Genomic DNA, 23882 nt, shown 5'->3' with positions numbered 1-23882 from the left:
CTAAATAACAGGCTATTTGAAGCTAAGTGCTATGAAAATACTGATTGTTGAAGATGACGAACTCATCCAGCAGGGGCTTGCAAAAGCCCTCGCTAACGAAAGTTACGCCTGTGATTGTGCCGCTACGGCGGCTCAAGCAAAAAGCCTGGTGCAAGTTGGACAATATAGCTTAATCATTCTTGATCTTGGATTGCCCGATCAAGACGGTGCATCCCTGCTCCGCCAATGGCGACGCAGCGGTGTAGACGTACCGGTTCTGATACTCACCGCACGCGATGCTATTGAAGATCGTGTTGACGGATTAGACGCCGGAGCTGATGACTATCTGGTAAAACCTTTCGCTCTAGTGGAGCTTCAAGCCCGCGTCCGCGCATTAATTCGTCGCTTTCAAGGACATAGCGATAACCTACTGCAGGTTGAGAACATTATTCTTAACCTCTCAACACAGCAGGTAACTTTCGCAGGTCAGCAAATTGAGCTCACACCTAAAGAGTTCGCCCTGTTATCACGCCTCATGATGCGTGCAGGCCAAACGGTGAACCGTGAGATCTTACAGCAGGATCTTTATTCTTGGCAGGACGATTTAAGTTCAAACACGCTAGAAGTCCATATCCATAATCTTCGCCGTAAACTGGGCAAAGAACGGATTAAAACAGTTCGCAGCGTAGGCTATCGACTGGAAAGTCAATTATGATTAGCATGCGGCGCAGTCTGTTAATTATGCTGGCGCTGATTTTACTGGTAACCCAGCTCGCAAGCGCACTCTGGCTTTGGCACGAAAGCCGCGAGCAAATCGGTTTTCTGGTCAATGAAACGCTAAGTGCAAAAGCACGTGATGCACATGTAGAAAAAGAGATCAGAGAAGCAATCGCTTCGCTGCTGGTTCCCTCACTGGTCATGATGTCTTTCACGTTAATTCTATCTGCTATTGCCATCAGTTGGATAATTCGCCCCCTCAATAAGCTGCAACAGAGGCTCGACAAACGCTCCGCAGACAATCTCACACCGATTATTATTGATAGTAATATGCAAGAGATTGCCGCGGTTACCGGCACGTTGAATCAGTTATTTGCCCGTCTTAGTCACACTATTCAGCAAGAGCGGTTATTTACCGCTGATGCGGCGCATGAACTACGCACGCCTTTAGCCGGTATTCGTTTGCACTTAGAGCTGCTAGAGCAAGGCGGTGTGCCTGAAGCACGCGCTTTAGTGACTCGTATTGACCAGCTAATGCACACCGTTGAGCAGTTACTGATGCTGTCGCGCGCGGGGCAAAATTTTGCTAGCGGTCATTATCAAACCATAGATCTAACACAGGATGTGATTCCACCGCTCAAGAGCGAAATCACCGAAATGCTGGCATTGAGGCATCAGACCTTAGAAATCGACGCGCCAGAGCCTGCACAGGTTCTTGGCGATGCGGTTCTAATACGATTGATGCTACGCAACCTCGTTGAGAACGCCCATCGCTATAGCCCTGAACATTCAACGATTCGAATCAAAACGGTCAGCAATGAGAAAGGCGTTGAACTCAAGGTTATCGATCAGGGATGTGGGATTGATGAATCTAAAGCTGGCGAACTGACACAGGCATTTCGTCGTATGGATCAACGCTACGGCGGCAGTGGGTTAGGCTTAAACATTGTGATTAGAATCGTTCAGTTGCATCAAGGGAAACTGACGCTCAAAAATGTTGAAACCGGCACAGGGCTTATCGCTAACTGCTGGCTACCTCATGATATCCTCGCTCGCTAATAGATTAACGGCATGAAAAAGGCTGCCATTGGCAGCCTTTTGCTTAACAAACAAACGAAGCAGGATTACTTCTGATAAATGATTTCGACGCCTTCGTCGTCATCTTCATCCCAATCATCATCCCAGTCTTCGTCGGCCTCGGCTTCAGCCTGTTCCAACTGTTCGCGATGATAGTCATCCCACATGAACTCGGCTTTCTTAGCTTTTTCTTTCTCTTCTTCCACTTCAGCGTCGCGTGGTTGTGTGTCTAGGAAGTGCATAACGTCCCAGCACAGCGCGTTAACGCCTTCACGGTTAGCCGCAGAAATCAGATAGTGCTTGTCTTCCCAGCCCAGAGCGTCTGCAATCGCCTGTGCGCGTTGTTTTGCTTCTTCAGGATCAAGGATGTCGATCTTGTTGAAAACTAGCCAGCGTGGCTTCTGAGACAGTTTTTCGCTGTATTGGCCCAGCTCGTTGATGATCACTTTCGCGTTCTCGATAGGATCGCTTTCATCAATAGGCGCTAAGTCAATCAGGTGCAACAGCACGCGGCAACGCTCCAAATGCTTGAGGAATCGGATCCCCAAACCAGCGCCTTCAGAGGCCCCTTCAATCAGACCTGGGATATCCGCAACCACAAAACTTTTTTCGTGGTCCATACGCACAACGCCAAGGCTTGGCACCAGCGTGGTAAATGGATAGTCAGCGACTTTTGGTTTTGCAGCAGAAACCGCGCGAATGAAGGTGGATTTACCGGCATTTGGCAGACCCAGCATGCCCACATCGGCCAGCAGCAGCAGTTCTAATTTCAGATCGCGCTTGTCGCCTTTGGTCCCCATCGTCTTTTGACGCGGAGCACGGTTTACGGATGATTTGAAACGGGTGTTACCCAATCCATGCCAGCCGCCTTTACCGACCATCAACTTCTGGCCGTGACGAGTCATATCGCCCAGAACTTCGCCGGTATCTAAATCGACAACGCGCGTTCCGACTGGAACTTTAACGGTAATATCATTACCGCGCTTACCGGTACAGTCACGGCTTTGGCCGTTCTGACCGCGTTCTGCACGGAAAGACTTCTCAAAACGATAGTCAATCAGGGTATTCAGGTTTTCATCGGCCAGCAGATAAACATCGCCGCCGTCACCGCCATCGCCGCCGTCTGGGCCGCCACGCGGAATATATTTTTCACGGCGGAAGCTGACGCAGCCATTGCCGCCATCACCGGCTTCGATGTGAATCGCTGCTTCATCTACAAATTTCATTTACTGTCTCCGTAAATCATTTACCGGGCTGCTTAAGCTGAGCAACCTAGCTGTGTAAGCTGTTAGCTAGTTTTGTTCGGCCCGACGCGGCCACCAACGGTGACCCACCGCGGAAAACATTGCTCCGGCTACCACCACAAATGCTCCGATGTACCCCACCGTATTTAACGAAGGAGGAAGGAACATATCTGGCCATACCAAAGCTAACAAGTCAGAGAACATCAGGGTAAACAGCGGGGTTAACGTCACCACCGCACTGACCTGAGCTGCCTGCCAGCGCGCCATAGCTTCTGCTAGCGCGCCATAACCAATCAACGTGTTGGCACCACAAAATATGAGGCAGGCTAACTGCCAGCCATCCAGCTGAAAAATAACCGCTGGCTTCGCCAACGGAAATAAACATATCGCACATAAAGTGTACAACAGCCAAAGGATCTGTTGTGAAGCTAATCGCCGTAACAGCACTTTCTGAGCGACACCATAGCTTACCCAAACGATCGCAGCACCGACGCCGAGAATAACGCCCAGCGTATAAGCCGTGAGTTGGGTAAAGATTTCTTTCAAGCTGACGTTAAAAAACAACAGCAGCCCGCTAATCAACATACATGCGCCGATCACCTGCGTGATGCGCATCTTCTCTTTCAAAATCAGAACACTGGCAAACATCATCCCAACGGGAGATAGCTGACCTATGACCTGAGATGCCGTAGGACTTAAATACTGCAACGAACTGCTGAACAGAACGAAGTTACCCAGTAAGCCGCAGGTCGCAATAATGAGCAGAACCAGCCAGCGTCGATGCTTAAAAACACGCATCGGCGGCAGTTGCTTACGTGAGTAAAGAATGAAAAACAATCCAACTGAAGCAATCAAAAAGCGATACCAGACAATGGTGTAAGGCTCCATCACCTGTAAAACCTGCTTCATCGCGATTGGCAATGCGCCCCAGAAAACCGCCGTAGTGAGAGCAAGACATATGCCCACCTTGACGTTCTGATTGCTTTCCATACTCAGCATCCTTGGCCTGATGTGGCCTTAAACGTAAAAAAGCCCCGCAAGATTATTGCGGGGCCTTACATCTATTTAGACGCGAAAAACTTATTCAGCAACGATGCTGATGAACTTACGGTTTTTCGGGCCTTTAACTTCGAACTTGACTTTACCGTCAGCCAAAGCAAACAGAGTGTGGTCACGGCCGCAACCTACGTTGTTACCAGCGTGGAATTTAGTACCACGTTGACGAACGATGATGCTACCTGCCAATACTGCTTCGCCGCCAAAGCGTTTTACGCCCAGACGTTTAGCTTCTGAATCGCGACCGTTACGAGTCGAGCCGCCAGCCTTTTTATGTGCCATTAATCTGCTCTCCTAGAATTAAGCGCTGATACCAGTGATCTTAACATCAGTGAACCACTGACGGTGACCCTGCTGCTTACGATGATGCTTACGACGACGGAACTTAACGATAGTTACTTTCTCGCCACGACCGTGAGCAACGATTTCAGCCTTAACTTTGCCACCAGAAACAAATGGAACGCCAATCTTGATGTCTTCGCCATTGGCGACCATCAGGATCTGGTCAAACTCAACAGTTTCACCAGTTGCGATGTCCAGCTTTTCCAGGCGAATAGTCTGACCTTCGCTTACTCGGTGTTGTTTACCACCACTTTGGAAAACCGCGTACATATAAACTCCGCATTTCCGCACGCATGGTTCGTTGCCCAATACGCGCTATAAATATTCACAATAGGGCGCGAATTCTACGCAAAAATCATTCAGAAGACAAGGGTAGAATCAGGAGAAAAGAAGAAAAAAAACACAGTTCTCTTCGCGCCGTTTATCTAATACGTTTTTCAAGTACAATCATACTATAGTTGGTGGCTTGTGACAGCCTACATGCGGGCTTTCGCCTGGCGGAAAATGGAAACACAGTTGAATTAATACAATGAACCTAGAACAAATTACTGAGTTAACCGCGCAGGACATGGCGGATGTAAACGCAACAATTCTTCAGCAACTAAACTCTGAAGTTAGTCTAATCAACCAGTTAGGCTACTACATTATCAGCGGTGGAGGTAAACGGATTCGCCCGATGATCGCAGTATTGTCGGCTAGAGCATTAAATTACGAAGGGGATAAACACATCACCGTCGCGGCGTTAATTGAATTTATTCATACCGCAACGCTGCTGCACGACGATGTGGTCGATGAATCCGATATGCGACGTGGCAAAGCCACGGCAAATGCGGCTTTCGGCAACGCCGCCAGCGTTTTGGTCGGTGATTTTATCTATACCCGTTCGTTCCAGATGATGACAAGCCTACAGTCTTTGCGCGTTTTGGAGCTGATGTCCGAAGCAACTAACGTTATTGCTGAAGGTGAAGTTTTACAGTTGATGAACGTTAACGATCCGAACATCACTGAAGAAAACTACATGCGCGTTATCTACAGCAAAACGGCTCGTTTGTTTGAAGCAGCAGCGCAATCTTCGGCGATCCTTGCTGGAGCCACGCACGAGCAGGAAATCGCCTTACAAGACTATGGGCGCTATCTTGGCACCGCATTCCAATTGATCGACGATCTCTTGGATTACGATGCAGATGGGAAAACACTGGGTAAAAATACCGGTGATGACCTCAACGAAGGAAAGCCAACATTGCCTCTGCTGCATGCGATGAAGCATGGCTCACCTGAGCATTCTGCGATGATCCGTAAAGCCATCGAAGAAGGCAATGGGCGCCATTTGCTTGAGCCAGTGCTTGAAACAATGCATGAAGTGGGTTCACTCACCTATACCCGCCAACGTGCCGAAGAAGAAGCTGATAAAGCGATCTTAGCGCTACAAGCATTACCAGAATCAAGCTACAAGAATGCGCTGATTGGGCTCGCTAATATGGCAGTAGATCGAAAATTCTAATTTTCTTTTTTTAGAAACAAAAGAAGAGCCGAAAGGCTCTTTTTTTTATTGAAAAACCTTATAAAACATAAAAATAGAATAAATATAACGAGTTTCTTATTATTGAAATAATTGGAAATTAATTGAAATTTATAGAGTGTTTTTAGATAGTAGCAATACACGCAAACCTTATTTCTCTCCCCCTGTTTATGTGTCATTGCAAAGGAATGAATTATGGCAGAGAGTCAATGCCTAGAAGATTGGCATCATGCAGATATTATTGCTGCATTACATAAAAGAAATATTACGCTCAGTGGGTTATCAAGAGCCTCAGGGCTCTCAAGTACTACGTTATCGAACGCATTGACTCGCCCTTGGCCAAAAGGCGAATTAATTATTGCTCACGCCTTAGGGATACACCCTTCTGAAATATGGCCGAGTCGCTATTTTGATATCAGAACGCATCAGCTTATTGATAGACAACAACTCATGCGTCAACGAAAGCCAAAAAAAATAAAACCGCCAGCAATAAAGCCCGGCGGTTAAATTCAGATAGAACAGGCAAACGGGTGTATTGACCACCCGTATTTCATCAACAATTATTTGTTAACGAAGGTTTCGCCCAGTTCGATATCTTTATGCAGAACATCTAACATACCTTCCAGCGCTTTTTGTTCAAAAGCGCTCAAAGTACCAATAGATTTACGTTCAACAATCCCTTCTTTACCCAGCAGCAATGGCTGTGCGAAGAAGCGAGCATATTTGCCATCACCTTCAACGTATGCACATTCCACAACGTTGCTTTCGCCTTGCATAGCGCGAACCAGAGACAAACCGAAACGTGCAGCAGCTTGGCCCATAGACAGCGTTGCTGACCCGCCACCGGCTTTAGCTTCAACGACCTCTGTACCCGCGTTTTGGATACGTTTGGTCAGATCGGCAACTTCCTGCTCGGTGAAGCTCACACCTGGGATCTGAGACAGCAGTGGCAAAATAGTTACGCCAGAGTGGCCACCAATAACAGGCACTTCAACTTCTGCCGGGTTTTTACCTTTCAATTCACCAACAAAAGTATTTGAACGGATAACGTCCAGCGTAGAAATACCGAACAGTTTATCTTTGTTATAAACACCAGCTTTCTTCAACACTTCTGCCGCGATAGCTACAGTGGTGTTCACTGGGTTAGTAATAATACCTACACAAGCTTTAGGACAGGTGCTAGCAACCTGCTCAATCAGATTACGTACGATACCGGCGTTCACATTAAACAGGTCGGAGCGATCCATTCCAGGTTTACGAGCAACACCCGCAGAAATCAATACGATATCCGCACCTTCCAAAGCTGGACGCGCATCTTCACCGCTAAAACCTTTGATTTTAACGGCTGTTGGGATGTGGCTGAGATCGACGGCGACACCTGGGGTGACCGGCGCAATGTCATAAAGGGAGAGTTCTGAACCGGAAGGAAGCTGAGTTTTGAGAAGAAGGGCTAAAGCCTGACCAATACCGCCGGCTGCGCCGAGAACTGCAACTTTCATTCTATACTCCTTGATTTATCTTTAATTTAAGAGTGCCGTGAATGCATTACCGCGCACCTTAGTCCATCATGTCTTAAAAAACAATCTGTTAACACAAAGATTGGGATATGAAGCACTAATTCCATGTCCTACTGCAAGGTTTATAATAAAAAATAGCTTATGCATGAAAGATATAGGGCCACAGAGTAGGAATTCGTTGCGCGCTTATCACAGCTCATTACCCGGCCATTACATTACACCCTTATTTTACATCACAACAACATCATTTTAATAACATTCCATTTACGAATACCGATGACATAGCCAAAGTCCCCGCTAACATATTCATTTTATGGGCAAGGTGGTAAAATCATCCCCTTGCCGGTTTGAACGCTATAGTGACCGACTTAACGTTTCTCGCACTTAAATTGCATAAAAATTCATTATTACGCATAATAATGTTCTCTATTTCTATTCCTACGGTGAAGAATGCGAACTCCAACAAAACAAGAAGACTTGATCAAGGCATTCAAGGCGCTGCTCAAAGAAGAGAAATTCAGTTCTCAGGGTGAGATCGTGCAGGCTCTGCAAGATGAAGGCTTTGAGAATATCAACCAATCCAAAGTATCTCGTATGCTGACCAAATTTGGTGCCGTCCGCACACGAAATGCCAAAATGGAGATGGTGTATTGTCTGCCAGCAGAACTTGGCGTCCCAACCACTAGCAGCCCATTGAAGAATCTGGTTCTAGACGTTGATTACAACGAATCCGTTGTGGTGATCCATACCAGTCCAGGCGCAGCACAATTGATTGCACGCCTATTGGACTCATTAGGTAAGTCAGAAGGGATTCTGGGAACTATTGCAGGTGACGACACGATTTTCACCACGCCAGCGAAAGGGTTCTCTGTTGAGCAACTGCACGACGCTATTTTGTCGCTATTTGATCAAGAGCTGTAATCCTGTTCTCGGGCCTGATATCCATCAGGCCTATGATTTTTTCTCTGCTCTCATCTTAAATTCGCCGTACTCTTTTCCGCTTAATTACACAACTCACACAGCATGATTCGCTACTTCAAATAGCATTAACGGTCAATCAACCCTACATCCTTACTTCTGTCGGTCACAAACACTATAGACCGCACATTTTGCAACATGATGTTACTTTATTGATTTAATTAAAATTTAGTCTTAAAAGTGTATTTTTTGCGCTGTTTTTATTCCATTTCGATCTATTCATCAAAACAATACCAAACAAACAAACCTAACAAACCATTAGCTCGCTATTAATTTTTCGAGTTACTAGGTGTACACTTGTTTTCGTGATTTAAATCACAGTTCAAAACTAAATAAAACAATATCTGAGGGATACATCATGAAAATTAAAACTACTATTGCAACTCTAGCCGTTCTCTCTTCTCTTTCTTTCGGCGCGTTCGCAGCTCAGTTGGTTGACAATGCACAGGCATCAAAAATGCAGCCAGTTGGCACCATTAGCGTTAGCGGCGTAAGCGCAGCCCCTTCTGATATCAGAGCAGCTCTGTCTGCTAAAGCCGATGCACAAGGCGCAACAGCATACCGCGTAGTAGAAGCCCGTAACGAAGGCTCATTCCACGCAACTGCTGAAATCTATAAATAAAATACAGATTCACCTGCTCAACGGAGCACAAACTCCGTGAATGAATCGCTAAAGTTAAACCGCAGTGACCGAAAGAATATCGTCATTGAATCTAAGATCGAAGTACTGCGGCAGAATGAAAAATAGGAAAATAATCATGAAAATCAAAACTACCGTTGCTGCTTTAAGTCTTCTCTCTATGGTTTCTTTCGGCGCTTTTGCTGCACAGTCCATCAGCGCACAGCAAGCATCATCAATGAAATCCATTGGTACCATAACCATCAGCGGTATCGATGGTTCGCCTTCAGATATCAAAGCACAGCTGTCCGATAAAGCTGATGCCAAAGGCGCTACCGCATTCCATATCGTTGAAGCTCATTTGGATGGCAACTACCACGCCACCGCTGAGATTTACCGTTAATTGTAAAACGTTTCATCATAAGGCTGGCGCTTCCTGTGTCTAACCCGATTCAGCCAGCTAACACTCTCGTCTAACCCGACGAACCCCATTGCCTCCGCTTGCGGAGGCTTTTTTTATCAAATGTCAGGTATAAAAAAGCCGTGGACTAAGCCACGGCTGATTCATTAATCCAGCAACTTACTGCTGCTCAGTAATCTCTTGCTTATGCTCAAGCGCTTTCAACAGCTTGCTGTGGATCCCTTCAAAGCCACCGTTGCTCATCACCAAAATATAATCGCCCGGTTGGGCCGTTTTAGCGATCATATCCACCAGAACATCAACATCTGCGCTCCAGTGGGCCGGTTGAACACAGGCCTCTGCCACTTCAGTGACCAACCACGGAATGTGATGTGGCTGGAATAAGAAAACTTCATCTGCTCGGCCAAGCGCAGGGGCTAGATCATTCTTAGATACGCCCATTTTCATGGTATTAGAGCGAGGCTCTAGCACAGCAAGAATGCGAGCGGTTCCACCAACTTTGCTGCGTAAAGCCGCCAGCGTTGCCAAAATAGCCGTAGGATGATGAGCAAAGTCATCATAAACCTTCACGCCGAAGGCTTCGCCACGAAGCTCTAAACGACGACGGGCATTGATAAAGCTACCCAAGGCACGGCACGCATCAGCAGGCAACACACCAACATGACGAGCAGCGGCAATCGCCATCAAGCCGTTATGCATATTGTGTTCACCGACTAAGCCCCAGTTAACCTCTCCCACGACTTCGCCATCCAGTAGGACTTCATAATGGCTGGCATCTGGATTGAGTTTACGCGCGTTCCACGTTCCCTCTTCACCGCTAAGCTCTTGTTCGCTCCAGCAGCCCATCCCCATAACCTGTTTCAGATTGGCATCGTTACCCGGCAAAATAATTCGGCCTTTGCCCGGAACCAAACGCACTAGATGATGGAACTGTTTCTGGATCGCTTTTAGATCATCGAAAATATCCGCATGATCAAACTCAAGATTATTGAGGATCAACGTACGCGGACAGTAGTGCACAAACTTGGATCGTTTATCAAAGAAGGCACAATCGTACTCATCGGCTTCGATCACAAAGAATGGGCTGTTGCCCATACGGGCGGAAACATCAAAGTTCCCAGGAACGCCACCAATCACAAAGCCCGGCTCATAGCCGCACTCTTCCAAGATCCAGGTGACCATTCCTGCCGTTGTGGTTTTGCCGTGGGTACCTGCAACCGCAATCACCCAACGATGGCGCAGAACTTCATCATGCAGCCACTGTGGACCAGAAACGTATGGGATCCCCTGCTCCAGAATAACTTCCACGCAAGGGTTGCCACGCGTCATTGCGTTACCAATGATCACCAAATCAGGTGCAGGATCTAGATGGGAAGGATCATAACCCTCCATCAATGTGATCCCTTCTTTTTCAAGCAGCGTGCTCATCGGCGGATAAACATTGGCATCAGAACCCGTCACTTCATGTCCTAACGTCCGAGCCAGCAAAGCAAGGCCGCCCATAAATGTGCCGCAGATTCCAAGAATATGAATGCGCATATCGTTTCCAGTTGATTACATCGAGTCAGCTCACATTCTAACGCTGTGAGCGGCTTAGGCGAAATGGAATTACCTAGGAATCACTTTATACATTGGCTAGAATAGCTGCGAAAACGTTGGCGGTTTGTAAAAAAATCGCTACTCCTTCGCAGAATCAGGGAATGTGTCATGAAAACTTTAGGCGAGTTTATCGTCGAAAAGCAGCAAGATTTTCCACACGCTACTGGCGAACTAACCGCTCTCCTCTCCGCAATTAAACTGGGTGCCAAAATTATCCACCGCGATATCAACAAAGCGGGTCTGGTGGATATTCTCGGCGCAAGTGGTGCGGAAAACGTGCAGGGTGAGGTTCAGATGAAACTGGATCTCTATGCCAATGAAAAACTCAAAGCCGCCTTAAAAGCGCGTGGAGAGGTGGCGGGTATCGCATCGGAAGAAGAAGACGATATTGTTATCTTTGAGGGCGATCGCGCCAACAACGGTAAATATGTCGTTTTGATGGATCCATTAGACGGTTCTTCCAACATCGACGTTAACGTGTCAGTCGGTACGATTTTCTCTATCTATCGCCGCATTACGCCAATTGGGCAGCCGGTTACCGAAGAAGACTTCCTGCAGCCGGGAAATTGTCAGGTTGCCGCTGGTTATGTCGTTTATGGCTCTTCAACCATGCTGGTATACACCACTGGCAACGGGGTTCACGCCTTTACCTATGACCCATCGCTGGGCGTATTCTGCCTGTCACATGAACGCGTACGTTTCCCTGAAAAAGGCAACATGTACTCCATCAACGAAGGGAACTACATCAAATTCCCTCTCGGCGTGAAGAAATACATTAAGTATTGCCAAGAGCAAGACGAAGCAACTCATCGCCCTTATACCTCACGCTATATTGGTTCTTTGGTTGCCGATTTCCATCGTAACCTGCTCAAGGGTGGTATCTACATCTACCCAAGCACCGCAAGCCATCCTTCTGGCAAGCTGCGTTTGCTGTATGAATGCAACCCTATGGCATTCTTAGCGGAGCAAGCAGGCGGTAAAGCCACCGACGGCTTCCGTCGTATTCTGGATATCGCACCGGAAAAACTGCACCAGCGAGCACCGTTCTTCGTCGGCACCAGTTCTATGGTAGAAGACGCTGAACGCTTCATGAGCGATTTCCCCGACGCATAATCCTGCCCCCGGTAAACTTCAAGCGCGACGCCATAAGCCGAACGCTTGAAAGATGTCGGGTAGACTGTTCATTTGTGGAGTGACCGCTATAATAGCCGTCACTCCATTTCTGGTTTGATTAAAGGAAACCGACATGAGCTTGATTAACGTCCCTGCTGGCAAAGATATGCCAGAAGACATCTACGTAGTTATCGAAATTCCAGCTAACGCTGATCCAATCAAATATGAAGTAGACAAAGAAACAGGTTGCCTGTTTGTAGACCGTTTCATGTCTACCGCAATGTTCTACCCATGCAACTATGGTTACATCAACCACACTCTGTCTCTGGACGGCGATCCGGTTGACGTTCTGGTCCCAACTCCATACCCACTGCAGCCAGGCTCAGTCATTCGTTGCCGCCCAGTTGGCGTGCTGAAAATGACTGACGAAGCCGGTGAAGATGCGAAGCTGGTAGCTGTTCCACACAGCAAAATGACCAAAGAATACGATCACATCAAAGATGTGAACGATCTGCCTGAACTGCTGCGTGCCCAAATCTCCCACTTCTTTGAACACTACAAAGATCTGGAAAAAGGCAAATGGGTTAAAGTTGAAGGTTGGGATAACGCTGAAGCCGCTAAAGCTGAAATCGTTGCCTCTTTCGAGCGCGCTAAAAACAAATAATTGTTTTCACGTGCACGAAAAAAAACACCGCCATTGGCGGTGTTTTTTTATGTTTTACTGTCAGATAAGCAGCGTGTTATTCGCTACATTCCTGATCGCGTTTCAACCAGTCACCACATTTGATACGTGGCAAACTGTCTACCGAGTACAGATAGATATATATCCACGCACTGCCGAATGGCGTTTGAATCAGCTCTCTACGATAATCCTTGCTGTTGCTTTTCAGCTCATCCAGCTCGGCTAAAATGGAAGAGTTAATGCGATAGACTTCGCAAAATACCTTTCCCTCGCCCGGAACTACCGCCGGAAAATGGCCGAGATCGTACATCTCGTACCCTTCGAGCTCACATTCACCCAGCAACATGGCGTTAGTCATCCAATGACTATTACCCTGCTTACGACGTAGACTTCCATATACAATAATTCGCATCACTCAAACTCAAACTGATAGAGCAAATCGAGTGCCTGATCGAGTCCAGACACCGCTTCCAGATATAATTTTGGCATCAGGCGATAACGTAACGTCAGCGTCGCCAACGAATCAAATATCCCAACACCATATTTTACCTGTAATCCTGGTAGTACATAACCACTCACAACTACCTGCGAGCTGTCTCCAACGCCTTGAGCGTCTAGAGATAAATTGCTCACGCCAAATGTCTCACCGATTTTACCCACCAGCTTACCACTTTGCGCTACCCCCATGCCGATCAGCATTGATGTCATGGCATTGCTGTCCGTTCCCGAACTTTCTAATCCCTGCCCACGCAGCAAATAAGACAGCGCCATCTGCTGTGACATGGCAGGATCCGAGAATACTTCTAGTTTCGGCTGATCAGCAAGTCCTGTTACACGTACCCCGGCAGTAACATCGTCTTCCGTTGCATCGGGGTTACGAATTGCTTCAATATTCAGCAATGGCTGCTCTGGTGGTCCAGAGAAGATCAGTTCACCTTTACGGATCAGTAAATCTTGTCCATATGCGGCAAAACGGCCTTCTGGAATATTCACCTGACCATTCAAGCCAAGACCATGTTCATCTTGAACCATCTTCAGATCGCCCTGCAATTTCGCTTTCAGACCGAAAGCATCTAAGCGAACATTGGGGCCAATGTGAATATTCAAATTGCTGTTAATCGGAATCGACGCCGACGCTGGCGCTATCGGCTGGCGTTGATTATTCAGCATCACCTCATCCGACGATACCGACACCGCGCTTTCAGGCAGCTCCTGAACCGTAATTCGCGCCCAAGGAATACCCACCGAGCCGTTTAAAGCAAACATCTTCGGCGTCGCTTCAAACACAATATCCGGTGACACATCCAAACGCACCATCGGCGGAACAGTTACGCGAACGCGATCTCCTTTCACTGCAATCTGCGCACGCCATGCATCAATCACACGCCAATCCGCATTACCCGTCAGGTTGAGTTGCCCGCGCGAAGTTTTGATCACTCCTTGCAGCGCCGAACTCATCCCTGCAAAGTTAACCGCCAGATTGCCTTCCGTGATATCAAACGGCATAAACTGCCCATCGATATCAACTTTATCCAGCGCCATACGTCCGAAGATCTGCGGCTGCTGGGCGTTACCACCTAAGCGTAATGCCGCGTTCAGCATCCCTTGCGCTTTTTCTCCAGACATCAGCGCAGGGTTCAACATCGCCAGCGAGATGCTTTTGATATTCACGTTACCCGACAGATTTCTACGACCTTGAGGATCGGCAATCTGAACGTTTCCATCAAGCTGACCATTACCCGCAATTCGTATCAACCAATCAAGCTGAGCACGGCCATGATTAAGCGCCGCGTTCAGGTTCAACGTGTCAAAGGCAATAGGCAGTTGGTTTCCCTGAACGGCCTGTTGCACCTTAACGCCTTTACCAATAAGCGAAACTTTTGCCTCTGGCAGAGCCTGACCTTCCTTCCAGCTCACGTCCGCGCGCCCGGTGAATACCCCATTCAATGCGGTATCTGGCCCTAAGAACGGTTTAATCATGGCTAAATCGAAACGGTTTAATACCACGCTGGCATTACCGCTCGCGCCAGCTTCAATCGTTTTAGGAACACAAACCTCAGCATTCGGGTTTAACCAGCAATGTGGACCAACGCTAATCTTCTGCTGCTGGTTAAGATAATCGAGCGCAATTGGCCGCGTTAAGCGCCACTCGCCAACCGGAGTATCAAAGCGTGTATCGTTTAAGGTTCCCTGCCAGCGCTCAGTGGTTCGATCAAAACTGCCTTTCAGTGCCAACTGACCAGAAAGTGGATCGCCATTGATTTTCAACTGTAGCTGATGCTGTTTCTCACTGCCTTTGGCATCTAGCGTTAACAGGCTAATCAGAAAATCATCCTGTTTCAGTTGCTCAACGCGCGCATTTAAATTGCCTTCAATCTGTTCGCCGGAACGAATATCACCGTCTAGCTTCACTCGATTGATGGTTAATGTCTGCCACTGCAAACCAGACGCGGTGAGATCGGCCAGCACCTGCGGCGCTTTGAGATTACCACGCAGTTTCAGCGTACCTTTCGCCGTGCCCGCTAACCCCGGCAAATTACCATCAAGGCGAGGAGCATCAATAACAGCATCCAGTGCCCACTTATCAGACAGCTCGCCGGTGATATCAATCTTGTTGCGGCCTAGGCCAATGTGCATCTGGGGAATTTTCCACTGGCCAGCCTGATTTCCGGTCAAATTCCCACGAACATCGACCTGGTTTTGCTTCACGTTGCCGTCAAGCTGAAGCACCGGAACGCGTAGCTGCCAGTTTCCACCGTATAAACTGCCCTGAGTTTCAATATTACCGTTCAGTTTAACCGGCCATTCAGGCCACTGTTTCGCCGTATTGATACCATCAAGCGTCAGCTTACTCTTCCAACTGATGGCTTTGCTCCAATCTACCAAGGCTGAAAGATCGGTATTCCCCTGCAAAGCAGCGACACGCAGACGACTTAAATTAAATTGCTGATCCGTCCCTTTACCATCAAGGGTAATTTTGGCCGCTGGAATTTCATTACCACTAACATCGGTTCGCAATGACAGCGCATAGGCTTTGCCGCTGCCGTTTAAGCGCAGACGAATATTTTTCGCCTGATACTCTGGCGTCCCCGCTAAAGGCCACTGCACGCCAGGACTCTCCAGCGTCACAGCCAACGGTAAGCCCGCCGTGGCTAACTGCGTTTCTGCCGCTAGCGTGGCTTTTAACGGGCCAGATAAATTAGCATCCAGCGTTAATACATCACGCAGATCGCCTTTAATACCCAGCTTCAGTTTTTCGCCTTTAACCGGATCGACGTTCAAATCTGCGTTTAAGCGGAAATCCATCGGCCATCGATCGCTCAATGTCGCCTGACCATGCATGGACACATTACCCTGCGGCGAGCGAACCTCCAGCGTATGCAAACGCAGCGCGCTATCTTTGGTAACCGCTCTCACCAGCAACGAGTTCACCACGATATCGCTATCACCGGTGATACGTAATTGCTCACCAGAAATACGCTTTACGGTCAGATCCAACGGCAAACGCAGTTCTGGCAAATCAGGCAGTAATGGTTTAGCAAACAGCTCAGCCAGCACTTCACCCAGTGGCTTCTCAACGGCTGTTTTTTCCGCCTCAGCCTGTGCGTCTTTCTGAGCTTCGGCCTTTGCCTGTTCAGGCTTGGCAACATGTTTAACAACATGCTCTGCGGCATCAGAGGCGGCCTGTTTGGCGCTATCGGCGGCGGCATCCATGGCAGCCTGAGTCACCGGCTTATCTTTAACCGCAACCGCAACCACCTGATCCTGAACCGGCGTTGCAGGCGTTTTCGGCAATGCCACCAGCAGAGACTTAATGTTGGTTGGCAACAGCGTTAAACCGCGATCTCGCCATTCGGCGCCGGTGCGAAACTCGTCCAAAGAAATGGCGGTGTCATCAACCGTGACGTGAACGTTATTGATGCGCAGCAAACGGATCGCTACGGGATAAGGCGCTTTCAGTTCGCTTAGCGGTTCACTGGTGGTCTCTGGCGCAGGCTCGGAAGGTGCTAACTCTTGCGTATTGATAGCAACATCAATCTGATTTGCCGTTAAGGCATTCAGGCACAGCTCGCTTTTTTTCAAGCAGCCGATATCAACCGCCAGATGAAACTCACCGGCTTTCACTTTCACGCCGGGCATTTGGTAGGAAACACCGGTTAACGTTAGATTACGCCACCCGCCGGTCACACCTGCAATATCTAGCCCCGGCACCCAGCGCGCCGCACTGTTGATAACAAAATGAAGACCCGGCGTGCTGATCACGGTGCCAATCAGGCCAACCACCAGCAATACGAGCACCAGCAAAAAGATCAGGCTGAATTTGATTACGCGTCTCATAGTTCAGGCCCCAATCCGATGTAAAACTGCAAATCATGGTTATCTTTATCACCAACCGGCACCGCAAAATCGAGCTTGATTGGCCCAACCGGTGATTCCCAGCGCACGCCAACACCCGCGCCGGTATAAAAATTACTGCGTTTGATATCGTTCACCGCTTCACCAGAGTCAACAAAGGTGGCACCCCACCATTTTCCAGTGACGTTATATTGATATTCCAATGATCCCGTAGCGAGCTTGGAAGCACCGGTTAACTTACCTGAGCTATCTTCCGGTGAAATAGATTTGTATTTATATCCGCGAATACTGCGGTCACCACCGGCGAAGAAGCGCAGGTTTGGCGGCACTTTTTCGAAGTCATTCGTTTCAATCCACCCCACGTTACCGCGTACCACAAAGCGATGTTTTTCGGCTAACGTGCGGATCCACACCTGCTGCGCCTGCACGACAGCAAAGTCGACGTCAGAGCCCCATGTAGTGTCGGATACATCAAATGAATAGCGCTGGCTGTCGCCCCATACCGGCATTAGCCCCCCGCGAGAGCGGGTGCGGTTTAGCATAATTCCCGGATACAACAGCATGGTATCGTTCGACACTTCGCCCTGCGTAAAGTGGTTAAGGCTCCAACGCAGGTTAACTGAACGCTGCCAGCCACTCGACAGATCCCAATATCTCGCCACGTTCAGCGTGGTGGTATCTTCTTCGGTATCATTGAGATCGGTACGCTTGAAACCGCCCTGCAATAGGTAATATTGCTCAATCGGGTTCTTTAGCAGCGGAATTTTATAGCTGAAATCTGCAGTTTGTTCTGGCGCTGAAAGGTTGAGCGAGGTTTCGAAACTATGCCCGTACGAGTTAACCCAAGGGCGCTTCCAGGTAGCCTGCACGCGCGGCCCCACGTCGGTGGCATAGCCGCCGCCGAGCTCAACGGTATTACGCACTTTAGGAGAAACCACCGCGTCTAATGGCAGCTCTTTATCTGCGGTTGCCTGTTTAAAATCAGGCGATACCACCACCGAGTTGAACCAGTTGGTGGCAGACAAACGGCGGCTAAACTCGGCCAATTGCTCAGAGGTGTAATATTCACCCTTTTCGAAAGGAACCAAGTGCTGCAAATACTCTTCTCGGATCTGCGAACCTTCAAAAGAAACGTCGCCAAAGCGATAGCGTTTGCCGCTATCGAAATCGATATCCCAAAATGCTTTGCGCTCATCCTCGATAACGCCAAGTTGATGCACCGGCATCGTGGCGTCGAAGTAACCTCTACGCACCGCAATAGAAGTCAGGGAATTCTTGAAACTATCGTACGTACCGTGATTAAGCACGGTGCCAATTTTGGGCTCACCGGTTTTCAGCAGTTCTTTATAGGCAGAGTCATCTTTAGCCTGCCCTAAAATCTTCACGTCCACTCCCGCAATCAGCACGGGTTCACCGGCCTTCACTTTCGCAATCAGCAAAGGTCTTTCAGGCGGTTTTTTATCTTGATAATCAAATTCAATAGTTGGCTGATAATAGCCGAGCGCTTTCAGCCCCCGTCGAATGGATTCATCAACTCGGGCGCGAAAACGGCCATCGTTGCTGACTTCATCATTTTCGATGGTGGAAAGACTGGCTCGTACGTTCTGTTCGAGCGACCCGCTTAAACCTTCAACTTTTAAGCGAACTTGCGCTGCATTGGCCAAGGGGGATGCCAAAAAGAGGCATATAAAGCCAAAGAGACGAAATCGTGGCACGCGAACTCCTGAAGTTTACCCTACCTGTAAAACATTCCGCCTGTCAGGGGGAACTGCTATCCGACGGAATTCAAAAATGTGCATGTGCACCAGTTTGCAATGCCATTAGTAACATGGTTGCAATAATTAGGCATATTGTGCGCAAAGTAAGTATGAGATACAACTAATGACCGAATTGATCTAAATAAAGTAATCACTAAAGTTATGTATATAGTAGCTGAGTGATACATAAATCTAAGACAGGAGCCTCCTGTGGCTAACGCAAATCATGACATTCAACCACTTACGGCAGAGCACGCCCTTCCTGGCCGCAACACCCCGATGCCTATTGCTAAAATACATGCGGTGAGCGGAAATTCTATGACCGATGTTCCAGAAGGCATGGAAACCGCCATTTTTGCTATGGGATGCTTCTGGGGCGTAGAACGCCTGTTCTGGCAACAGCCGGGAATTTACAGTACGGCGGCGGGATACAGCGGCGGGTTCACCCCCAATCCAACCTACCGCGAAGTGTGTTCTGGCCAAACCGGCCACGCAGAAGCCGTTCGCATTGTGTTTGATCCAAAAATCATCAGCTATGCAAAACTGCTTGAGCTGTTTTGGGAAAATCACGATCCCGCTCAGGGCGATCGTCAGGGAAATGACATTGGCAGCCAATACCGTTCTGCGATCTACGTGCTTACCCCACAGCAGCAGGCTGAGGCACTGACCAGCGAAGCTCGCTTTCAGAAAGCAATGAAGGAGGCCAACGACTTGCGTGAAATCACCACCGAAATTAGCGCGGCCAAACCGTTCTACTATGCAGAAGATGAGCACCAGCAATATCTGTATAAAAACCCGCATGGCTACTGCGGTCTGGGTGGTATTGGGGTCTGTCTGCCACCACAGCTTTAAGATTGTCGAGAACCCGCTTCGCGATTAAAATTGGCTAATAGCAATAGGTTATGAGGAAGTGAGCACCTTTTAATCGCTAGCTGGTTTCTCATGGCTACTGCTATACTAGACGCGGGTCACAGAAATGAGGCCTCGTTAATAGTAGTTAGTACACGGCATAGCGCGCAAAAACTAGCCGTTTTTTGTTAAACTCCCATTAATCACTGCCCTTCACTATTCCCCGGAACACTCCGGTCGAAGCGGATAAATTATGTTAAACAGTATTTTACTGATCCTAGTATTAATCGCGATAAGCGCCTTTTTTTCCATCTCGGAAATTTCACTGGCTGCCTCTCGCAAAATGAAATTGAAAACAATGGCAGATGAAGGCGATATCAACGCTTCTCGTGTCATTGCGCTCCAAGAACAGCCTGGTTACTTCTTTACCGTGGTACAAATTGGGCTAAATGCCGTCGCTATCCTCGGTGGTATCGTCGGTGATGCTGCATTCTCCCCAACCTTCCGGATTCTGTTTGACCGCTTTATGGCACCAGAAATCTCCGAGCAGGTCAGCTTTATCTGTTCCTTCGTGTTGGTTACCAGCTGCTTTATTTTGTTTGCCGACCTCACACCGAAACGCATCGGTATGATCGCCCCTGAAACGGTCGCCGTTCGGATCGTCAACCCGATGCGCTTCTGCCTGTTGGTATTCAGACCTTTGGTATGGTTCTTTAACGGCCTTGCCAACATGATCTTCCGCTTATTTAAGCTGCCAATGGTACGTAAAGACGATATTACTTCTGATGATATCTACGCCGTCGTTGAAGCGGGTGCATTAGCGGGCGTGCTGCGCAAGCAAGAGCACGAGATCATCGAGAACGTCTTTGAGCTGGAATCTCGTACGGTTCCTTCTTCTATGACGCCGCGTGAAAGCATCATCTACTTCGATTTGAGCGAAAGCGAAGAAAGCATCAAAGAAAAAGTCTCTACTCATCCGCACTCTAAGTTTTTAGTTTGTGATGGGGCAATCGATCACGTGGTGGGCTACGTTGACTCCAAAGATTTGCTCAACCGCGTATTGGGCAATCAAAGCCTCGTGCTGAGCAGCGGCGTGCAAATTCGTAACGTGTTAATCATTCCCGACACGCTGACGTTGTCTGAAGGGTTAGAGAGTTTTAAAACCGCTGGTGAAGACTTCGCCATTATTCTGAACGAATATGCGTTAGTGGTGGGTATCATCACGCTTAACGACGTAATGACCACGCTGATGGGCGACCTGGTTGGCCAAGGCCAAGAAGAACAGATCATCGCTCGCGATGAAAACTCGTGGCTGGTTGAAGGCGTTACGCCAATTGATGATGTGATGCGCGTGTTGGATATCGAAGAGTTTCCGCAGAACAGCAATTATGAAACCATCGGCGGCTTCATGATGTATATGCTGCGTAAAATTCCAAAACGCACCGACTACGTCAAATATGCGGGCTATAAGTTTGAAGTTGTTGATATCGACAGCTACAAAATCGACCAGTTGCTGGTGACTCGCTTGGCCGAACGCCCTGCGCCGATCATTCCCGATGCGGCTGGTGATTTAGAAAAAGCGAAAGAAGCAAATACCTAAGTTCAGCGCTTTAAACCGCATGCATTATAGAAACACAAACGGCCCGCAAGGGCCGTTATCATTTTCCTACTTTCTAGCCTATTAGCTCTAGCTTATTAACAACACAGCAGGGAGCTCTTCCCAATCTGCCTATGCCATTTCGGCCTGCAGTCGTGTGACTTGACGGTTAATCTCAGACATGGCGCTGAGGTGGCGTTTGTCTCGCACTTTCGGGGGAAGAACCTTCCCCATGTCGAACTCGAAAGCGCCGACATCCTTGATATATAACCGTCCACGAAACAGGGTTTTTACATACTTGGCAACAAGAAGCGGATTGTAGCGTTGGAAGATTTTCATTGTTGTGTTTACCTCCCGGTAATGACATGCGGCAGGGTATAAAAATTCAATCAGCCAAAACGGCTGCACGGCCCCTATCCGCGTAATGGAGTATAAATATAGACTGCTTTCACAACTTTGGGTTCCCATAAAGCGGCATTTTTCACTATATTTACCTCAGCTGACAGAATGGTATGCAAAAAGTCATACCGAACATGAAATAATCGCGCAAAAAATGAGGTTTTTGCCTTACAGAATAAAACTTTCGATCACACTTCAAAACAGGACAGACCTCCGATCACAATCTATGCTTTTGACACGATCGTTCTGACTGTTTATTTAGGGAGCCTGCATGAAACTACAAAAACACTACCTACTTCCGTTGCTGCTGCTATCGATGTCAGTTTCAGCACACAATTTTCAGCAAGAGCAGCGCGTCGCGCCAGTGGGCATCAGCGACCGTGGGGAACTGAACTATCAGAATAATGAGTTTAGCTACAAAAACTGGAACAGTGCCCAGTTGGGAGGAAAAGTACGAGTCATTCAGCATATCGCTGGGCGTACATCTGCCAAAGACATGAACGATCCGCTGATTGAAGCTATCAAGAAAGCCGGTTTACCGCACGACAAATACCAAACCACCACCATCGTCAATACCGATGACGCGATTATTGGTACAGGGCCATTCGTACGTAGCAGTATTGAAAGCAGCAAGAAGGAGTTCCCGTGGTCGCAATTTATCGTCGACGATACAGGGGCGGCAAAAAAAGCATGGGACTTACAGCCAAAAGGATCGGCGATCGTCGTTCTGGATAAACAAGGCAACGTAAAATTTGCGAAAGATGGTGCGCTGACGCCACAGAAAGTACAGCAGGTTATCGGCCTGCTGCATCAGCTGTTAGGTTCTTAAAAACCTAAAAGAGAGAAACACGAAACCCCGGATTCAGGAAGGATTCTGCCGGGGTATAATCCAGCGTTTTCCCCTGCCAATCGTGGATCTGCGCCCCCGCAGCAAGTGCAACCGCATGCCCCGCTGCCGTATCCCAAACGTTAGTTGGCCCAAAGCGCGGATAAAGTTGAGCTTTCCCCTCTGCCACTAAACAGAATTTCAGCGAAGAGCCTACGGCAACCGTTTGATGCTCACCCAACTGAGCCAAATAATCTCTCAACTCGTCATCGGCATGGGAACGACTCACCACCACCAAGGGTGGATTAGCATTGCTGACGTGGATTTGCTCACGCACGCCTTGCTCTTCTTTCCAAGCCTTGCCGCGCTCCGCGCAATACAAAACATCGTTAACCGGCGCATAAACCACGCCCATCACAGGGACACCGTTTTCGATCAGGGCGATATTGACCGTGAACTCACCATTGCGGCTGATAAATTCCTTGGTGCCATCTAAAGGATCCACCAGCCAATAGCGTTGCCAATGTTGGCGGATCGCCCACGATGGCGGATCTTCTTCAGACAGCAAAGGGATCTCAGGCGTCAGTTTCGCTAAGCCGTCGCGGATTACTTCATGCGCCGCCAGATCTGCCGCAGTGACCGGCGAGTCGTCAGATTTATGCTCTACGTTAAGAGGTTTATCGTCTTGATAGACGAGCATTATTGCCTCTCCGGCTTCACGCGCCAGTCGGGAAATTTGTTCTAACATACCTACCTCTTTAAACAATGATGTCGTTTAGAAGACTAGTTTTTTTTGGGTTGAATAGCCATCTTTTGGTGGGCATAACGGCGTGTTTCGTTCGCCTATCTTTTATGGGGTAATGGTGTAAGGTTTCGACCGCCTTTCAGCAACGGTATTCACATACAAACTAAGTGAAGGCGTCCGAGTCGGGTGCGCCAGCGCGCGCACCCAACACCCGCGCGCCTTTATCCGAGACGCCATCTCCGCTCCGGTTTGGTATCGCCCATCCCGGGCGCCCCAAACTCCACCGGTACATCCCTGTACCGGTGGCTCTCTCTACCAAAACTTAAACAGTTAAAAAGACAAAAATGCCTTTTGCCTTTTGCCTTTTATCTTTTCATGTTGAAAGAATGCATTTTAGAGCCGCCAGCAGGGATGCTGGTGGCAGGTTGAGGGCGTACAGGATGTACGCTCCGAGACCGGTCGGACAAACGGCTCGGTAAAAAGCGCGAGA

General features: G+C 48.4%; 23 protein-coding genes. 12 read left to right on the top strand and 11 right to left on the bottom strand.

The genetic code is table 11. From position 1 onward, the window contains the following. Window positions 1-31: 31 nt before the first annotated feature. Both pmrA and pmrB read left to right on the top strand, forming a co-directional pair. Window positions 32-694 (top strand): two-component system response regulator PmrA, encoded by a 663-nt coding sequence (gene pmrA / locus AB3Y96_RS02710; protein ID WP_367298425.1) that lies wholly within the window; start codon window positions 32-34, stop codon window positions 692-694. Further along, window positions 691-1755: a two-component system sensor histidine kinase PmrB gene (pmrB, locus tag AB3Y96_RS02705; RefSeq protein ID WP_367298424.1), complete on the top strand. Its 1065-nt coding sequence runs from the start codon at window positions 691-693 to the stop codon at window positions 1753-1755. Before pmrA ends, pmrB begins: the two co-directional genes overlap by 4 nt. Window positions 1756-1820: 65 nt before the next feature. Here pmrB and cgtA read toward each other — a convergent pair whose 3' ends face one another. The 4 genes from cgtA to rplU all read right to left on the bottom strand — a co-directional run bounded on the left by cgtA (window position 1821) and on the right by rplU (window position 4685). Further along, on the bottom strand, window positions 1821-2999 hold the full coding sequence (gene cgtA / locus AB3Y96_RS02700; protein ID WP_025798833.1) for an Obg family GTPase CgtA: 1179 nt from the start codon (window positions 2997-2999) through the stop codon (window positions 1821-1823). Window positions 3000-3065: 66 nt separating this feature from the next. Then, entirely contained in the window at window positions 3066-4007 is a 942-nt protein-coding gene (locus AB3Y96_RS02695; protein ID WP_367298423.1) for a DMT family transporter, read from the bottom strand. Between the two features lie 90 nt (window positions 4008-4097). Continuing rightward, entirely contained in the window at window positions 4098-4355 is a 258-nt protein-coding gene (rpmA, locus tag AB3Y96_RS02690) for a 50S ribosomal protein L27 (RefSeq protein WP_004093693.1), read from the bottom strand. Window positions 4356-4373: 18 nt separating this feature from the next. Then, on the bottom strand, window positions 4374-4685 hold the full coding sequence (rplU, locus tag AB3Y96_RS02685; protein WP_004093692.1) for a 50S ribosomal protein L21: 312 nt from the start codon (window positions 4683-4685) through the stop codon (window positions 4374-4376). Window positions 4686-4944: 259 nt separating this feature from the next. Here rplU and ispB point away from each other — a divergent pair, with 259 nt between their 5' ends. Together ispB and AB3Y96_RS02675 are read left to right on the top strand one after the other, a co-directional pair. Further along, a complete protein-coding gene (ispB, locus tag AB3Y96_RS02680; RefSeq protein WP_367298422.1) occupies window positions 4945-5916 on the top strand; it encodes an octaprenyl diphosphate synthase in 972 nt (323 codons plus the stop codon). A 213-nt stretch (window positions 5917-6129) separates the two neighbouring features. Further along, on the top strand, window positions 6130-6441 hold the full coding sequence (locus AB3Y96_RS02675; protein WP_072307801.1) for a helix-turn-helix transcriptional regulator: 312 nt from the start codon (window positions 6130-6132) through the stop codon (window positions 6439-6441). Window positions 6442-6494: 53 nt separating this feature from the next. Here the strand turns inward: AB3Y96_RS02675 and mdh are convergent, their stop codons facing one another. Then, window positions 6495-7433, bottom strand: coding sequence for a malate dehydrogenase (mdh, locus tag AB3Y96_RS02670; protein WP_025798823.1), 939 nt, complete (start codon window positions 7431-7433; stop codon window positions 6495-6497). 468 nt (window positions 7434-7901) lie between these two features. Between mdh and argR the strand changes: the two genes are divergently transcribed. From argR to yhcN (AB3Y96_RS02655), 3 genes are all read left to right on the top strand, one after another. Continuing rightward, window positions 7902-8372, top strand: a complete 471-nt coding sequence (gene argR / locus AB3Y96_RS02665) for a transcriptional regulator ArgR (RefSeq protein ID WP_004093684.1) — start codon at window positions 7902-7904, stop codon at window positions 8370-8372. A 415-nt stretch (window positions 8373-8787) separates the two neighbouring features. Further along, window positions 8788-9051, top strand: coding sequence for a peroxide/acid stress response protein YhcN (gene yhcN, locus AB3Y96_RS02660; RefSeq protein WP_025798820.1), 264 nt, complete (start codon window positions 8788-8790; stop codon window positions 9049-9051). A gap of 136 nt (window positions 9052-9187) precedes the next feature. Then, complete coding sequence (gene yhcN / locus AB3Y96_RS02655; RefSeq protein WP_072307802.1) at window positions 9188-9451, top strand: peroxide/acid stress response protein YhcN; 264 nt, start codon at window positions 9188-9190, stop codon at window positions 9449-9451. A 177-nt stretch (window positions 9452-9628) separates the two neighbouring features. Here the strand turns inward: yhcN (AB3Y96_RS02655) and mpl are convergent, their stop codons facing one another. Next, a complete protein-coding gene (gene mpl, locus AB3Y96_RS02650; RefSeq protein ID WP_072307803.1) occupies window positions 9629-11008 on the bottom strand; it encodes a UDP-N-acetylmuramate:L-alanyl-gamma-D-glutamyl-meso-diaminopimelate ligase in 1380 nt (459 codons plus the stop codon). A gap of 168 nt (window positions 11009-11176) precedes the next feature. Here mpl and fbp point away from each other — a divergent pair, with 168 nt between their 5' ends. Both fbp and ppa read left to right on the top strand, forming a co-directional pair. After that, entirely contained in the window at window positions 11177-12181 is a 1005-nt protein-coding gene (gene fbp / locus AB3Y96_RS02645) for a class 1 fructose-bisphosphatase (RefSeq protein ID WP_025798814.1), read from the top strand. A gap of 133 nt (window positions 12182-12314) precedes the next feature. Then, window positions 12315-12845, top strand: a complete 531-nt coding sequence (gene ppa / locus AB3Y96_RS02640) for an inorganic diphosphatase (protein WP_063585913.1) — start codon at window positions 12315-12317, stop codon at window positions 12843-12845. Window positions 12846-12921: 76 nt separating this feature from the next. Here the strand turns inward: ppa and AB3Y96_RS02635 are convergent, their stop codons facing one another. The 3 genes from AB3Y96_RS02635 to AB3Y96_RS02625 are packed head-to-tail and all read right to left on the bottom strand — an operon-like array spanning window position 12922 to window position 18934. Next, on the bottom strand, window positions 12922-13275 hold the full coding sequence (locus AB3Y96_RS02635; protein WP_025798810.1) for a gamma-glutamylcyclotransferase: 354 nt from the start codon (window positions 13273-13275) through the stop codon (window positions 12922-12924). Further along, window positions 13275-17201, bottom strand: a complete 3927-nt coding sequence (locus AB3Y96_RS02630) for a translocation/assembly module TamB domain-containing protein (RefSeq protein ID WP_367298421.1) — start codon at window positions 17199-17201, stop codon at window positions 13275-13277. The genes AB3Y96_RS02635 and AB3Y96_RS02630 overlap by 1 nt, the downstream gene beginning before the upstream one ends. Continuing rightward, the gene (locus AB3Y96_RS02625) at window positions 17198-18934 is read right to left on the bottom strand and encodes an autotransporter assembly complex family protein (protein WP_072307805.1); all 1737 of its coding nucleotides are present in this window, start codon (window positions 18932-18934) and stop codon (window positions 17198-17200) included. Before AB3Y96_RS02625 ends, AB3Y96_RS02630 begins: the two co-directional genes overlap by 4 nt. Window positions 18935-19207: 273 nt before the next feature. Here AB3Y96_RS02625 and msrA point away from each other — a divergent pair, with 273 nt between their 5' ends. Together msrA and AB3Y96_RS02615 are read left to right on the top strand one after the other, a co-directional pair. Continuing rightward, the gene (msrA, locus tag AB3Y96_RS02620) at window positions 19208-19828 is read left to right on the top strand and encodes a peptide-methionine (S)-S-oxide reductase MsrA (RefSeq protein WP_367300268.1); all 621 of its coding nucleotides are present in this window, start codon (window positions 19208-19210) and stop codon (window positions 19826-19828) included. 250 nt (window positions 19829-20078) lie between these two features. Continuing rightward, window positions 20079-21425, top strand: a complete 1347-nt coding sequence (locus tag AB3Y96_RS02615) for a hemolysin family protein (protein WP_072307807.1) — start codon at window positions 20079-20081, stop codon at window positions 21423-21425. 129 nt (window positions 21426-21554) lie between these two features. Here the strand turns inward: AB3Y96_RS02615 and AB3Y96_RS02610 are convergent, their stop codons facing one another. Further along, the gene (locus tag AB3Y96_RS02610; protein ID WP_004093669.1) at window positions 21555-21761 is read right to left on the bottom strand and encodes a DUF1107 domain-containing protein; all 207 of its coding nucleotides are present in this window, start codon (window positions 21759-21761) and stop codon (window positions 21555-21557) included. A gap of 331 nt (window positions 21762-22092) precedes the next feature. Between AB3Y96_RS02610 and AB3Y96_RS02605 the strand changes: the two genes are divergently transcribed. Beyond that, window positions 22093-22650 carry a YtfJ family protein gene (locus AB3Y96_RS02605; RefSeq protein ID WP_367298420.1) on the top strand — a complete coding sequence of 186 codons (558 nt, stop codon included), beginning with the start codon at window positions 22093-22095 and terminating at the stop codon, window positions 22648-22650. A 4-nt stretch (window positions 22651-22654) separates the two neighbouring features. On the opposite strand, the gene cysQ is transcribed toward AB3Y96_RS02605, so the two are convergent. Further along, complete coding sequence (gene cysQ / locus AB3Y96_RS02600) at window positions 22655-23395, bottom strand: 3'(2'),5'-bisphosphate nucleotidase CysQ (RefSeq protein ID WP_367298419.1); 741 nt, start codon at window positions 23393-23395, stop codon at window positions 22655-22657. Between the last annotated feature and the right edge of the window lie 487 nt (window positions 23396-23882).

The sequence above is a fragment of the Hafnia alvei genome, from assembly GCF_964063325.1.
Lineage (GTDB): Bacteria > Pseudomonadota > Gammaproteobacteria > Enterobacterales > Enterobacteriaceae > Hafnia > Hafnia alvei_B.
Note: the sequence above shows the minus strand (reverse complement) of the source record. Positions and strands in the feature narration are given on the sequence as shown.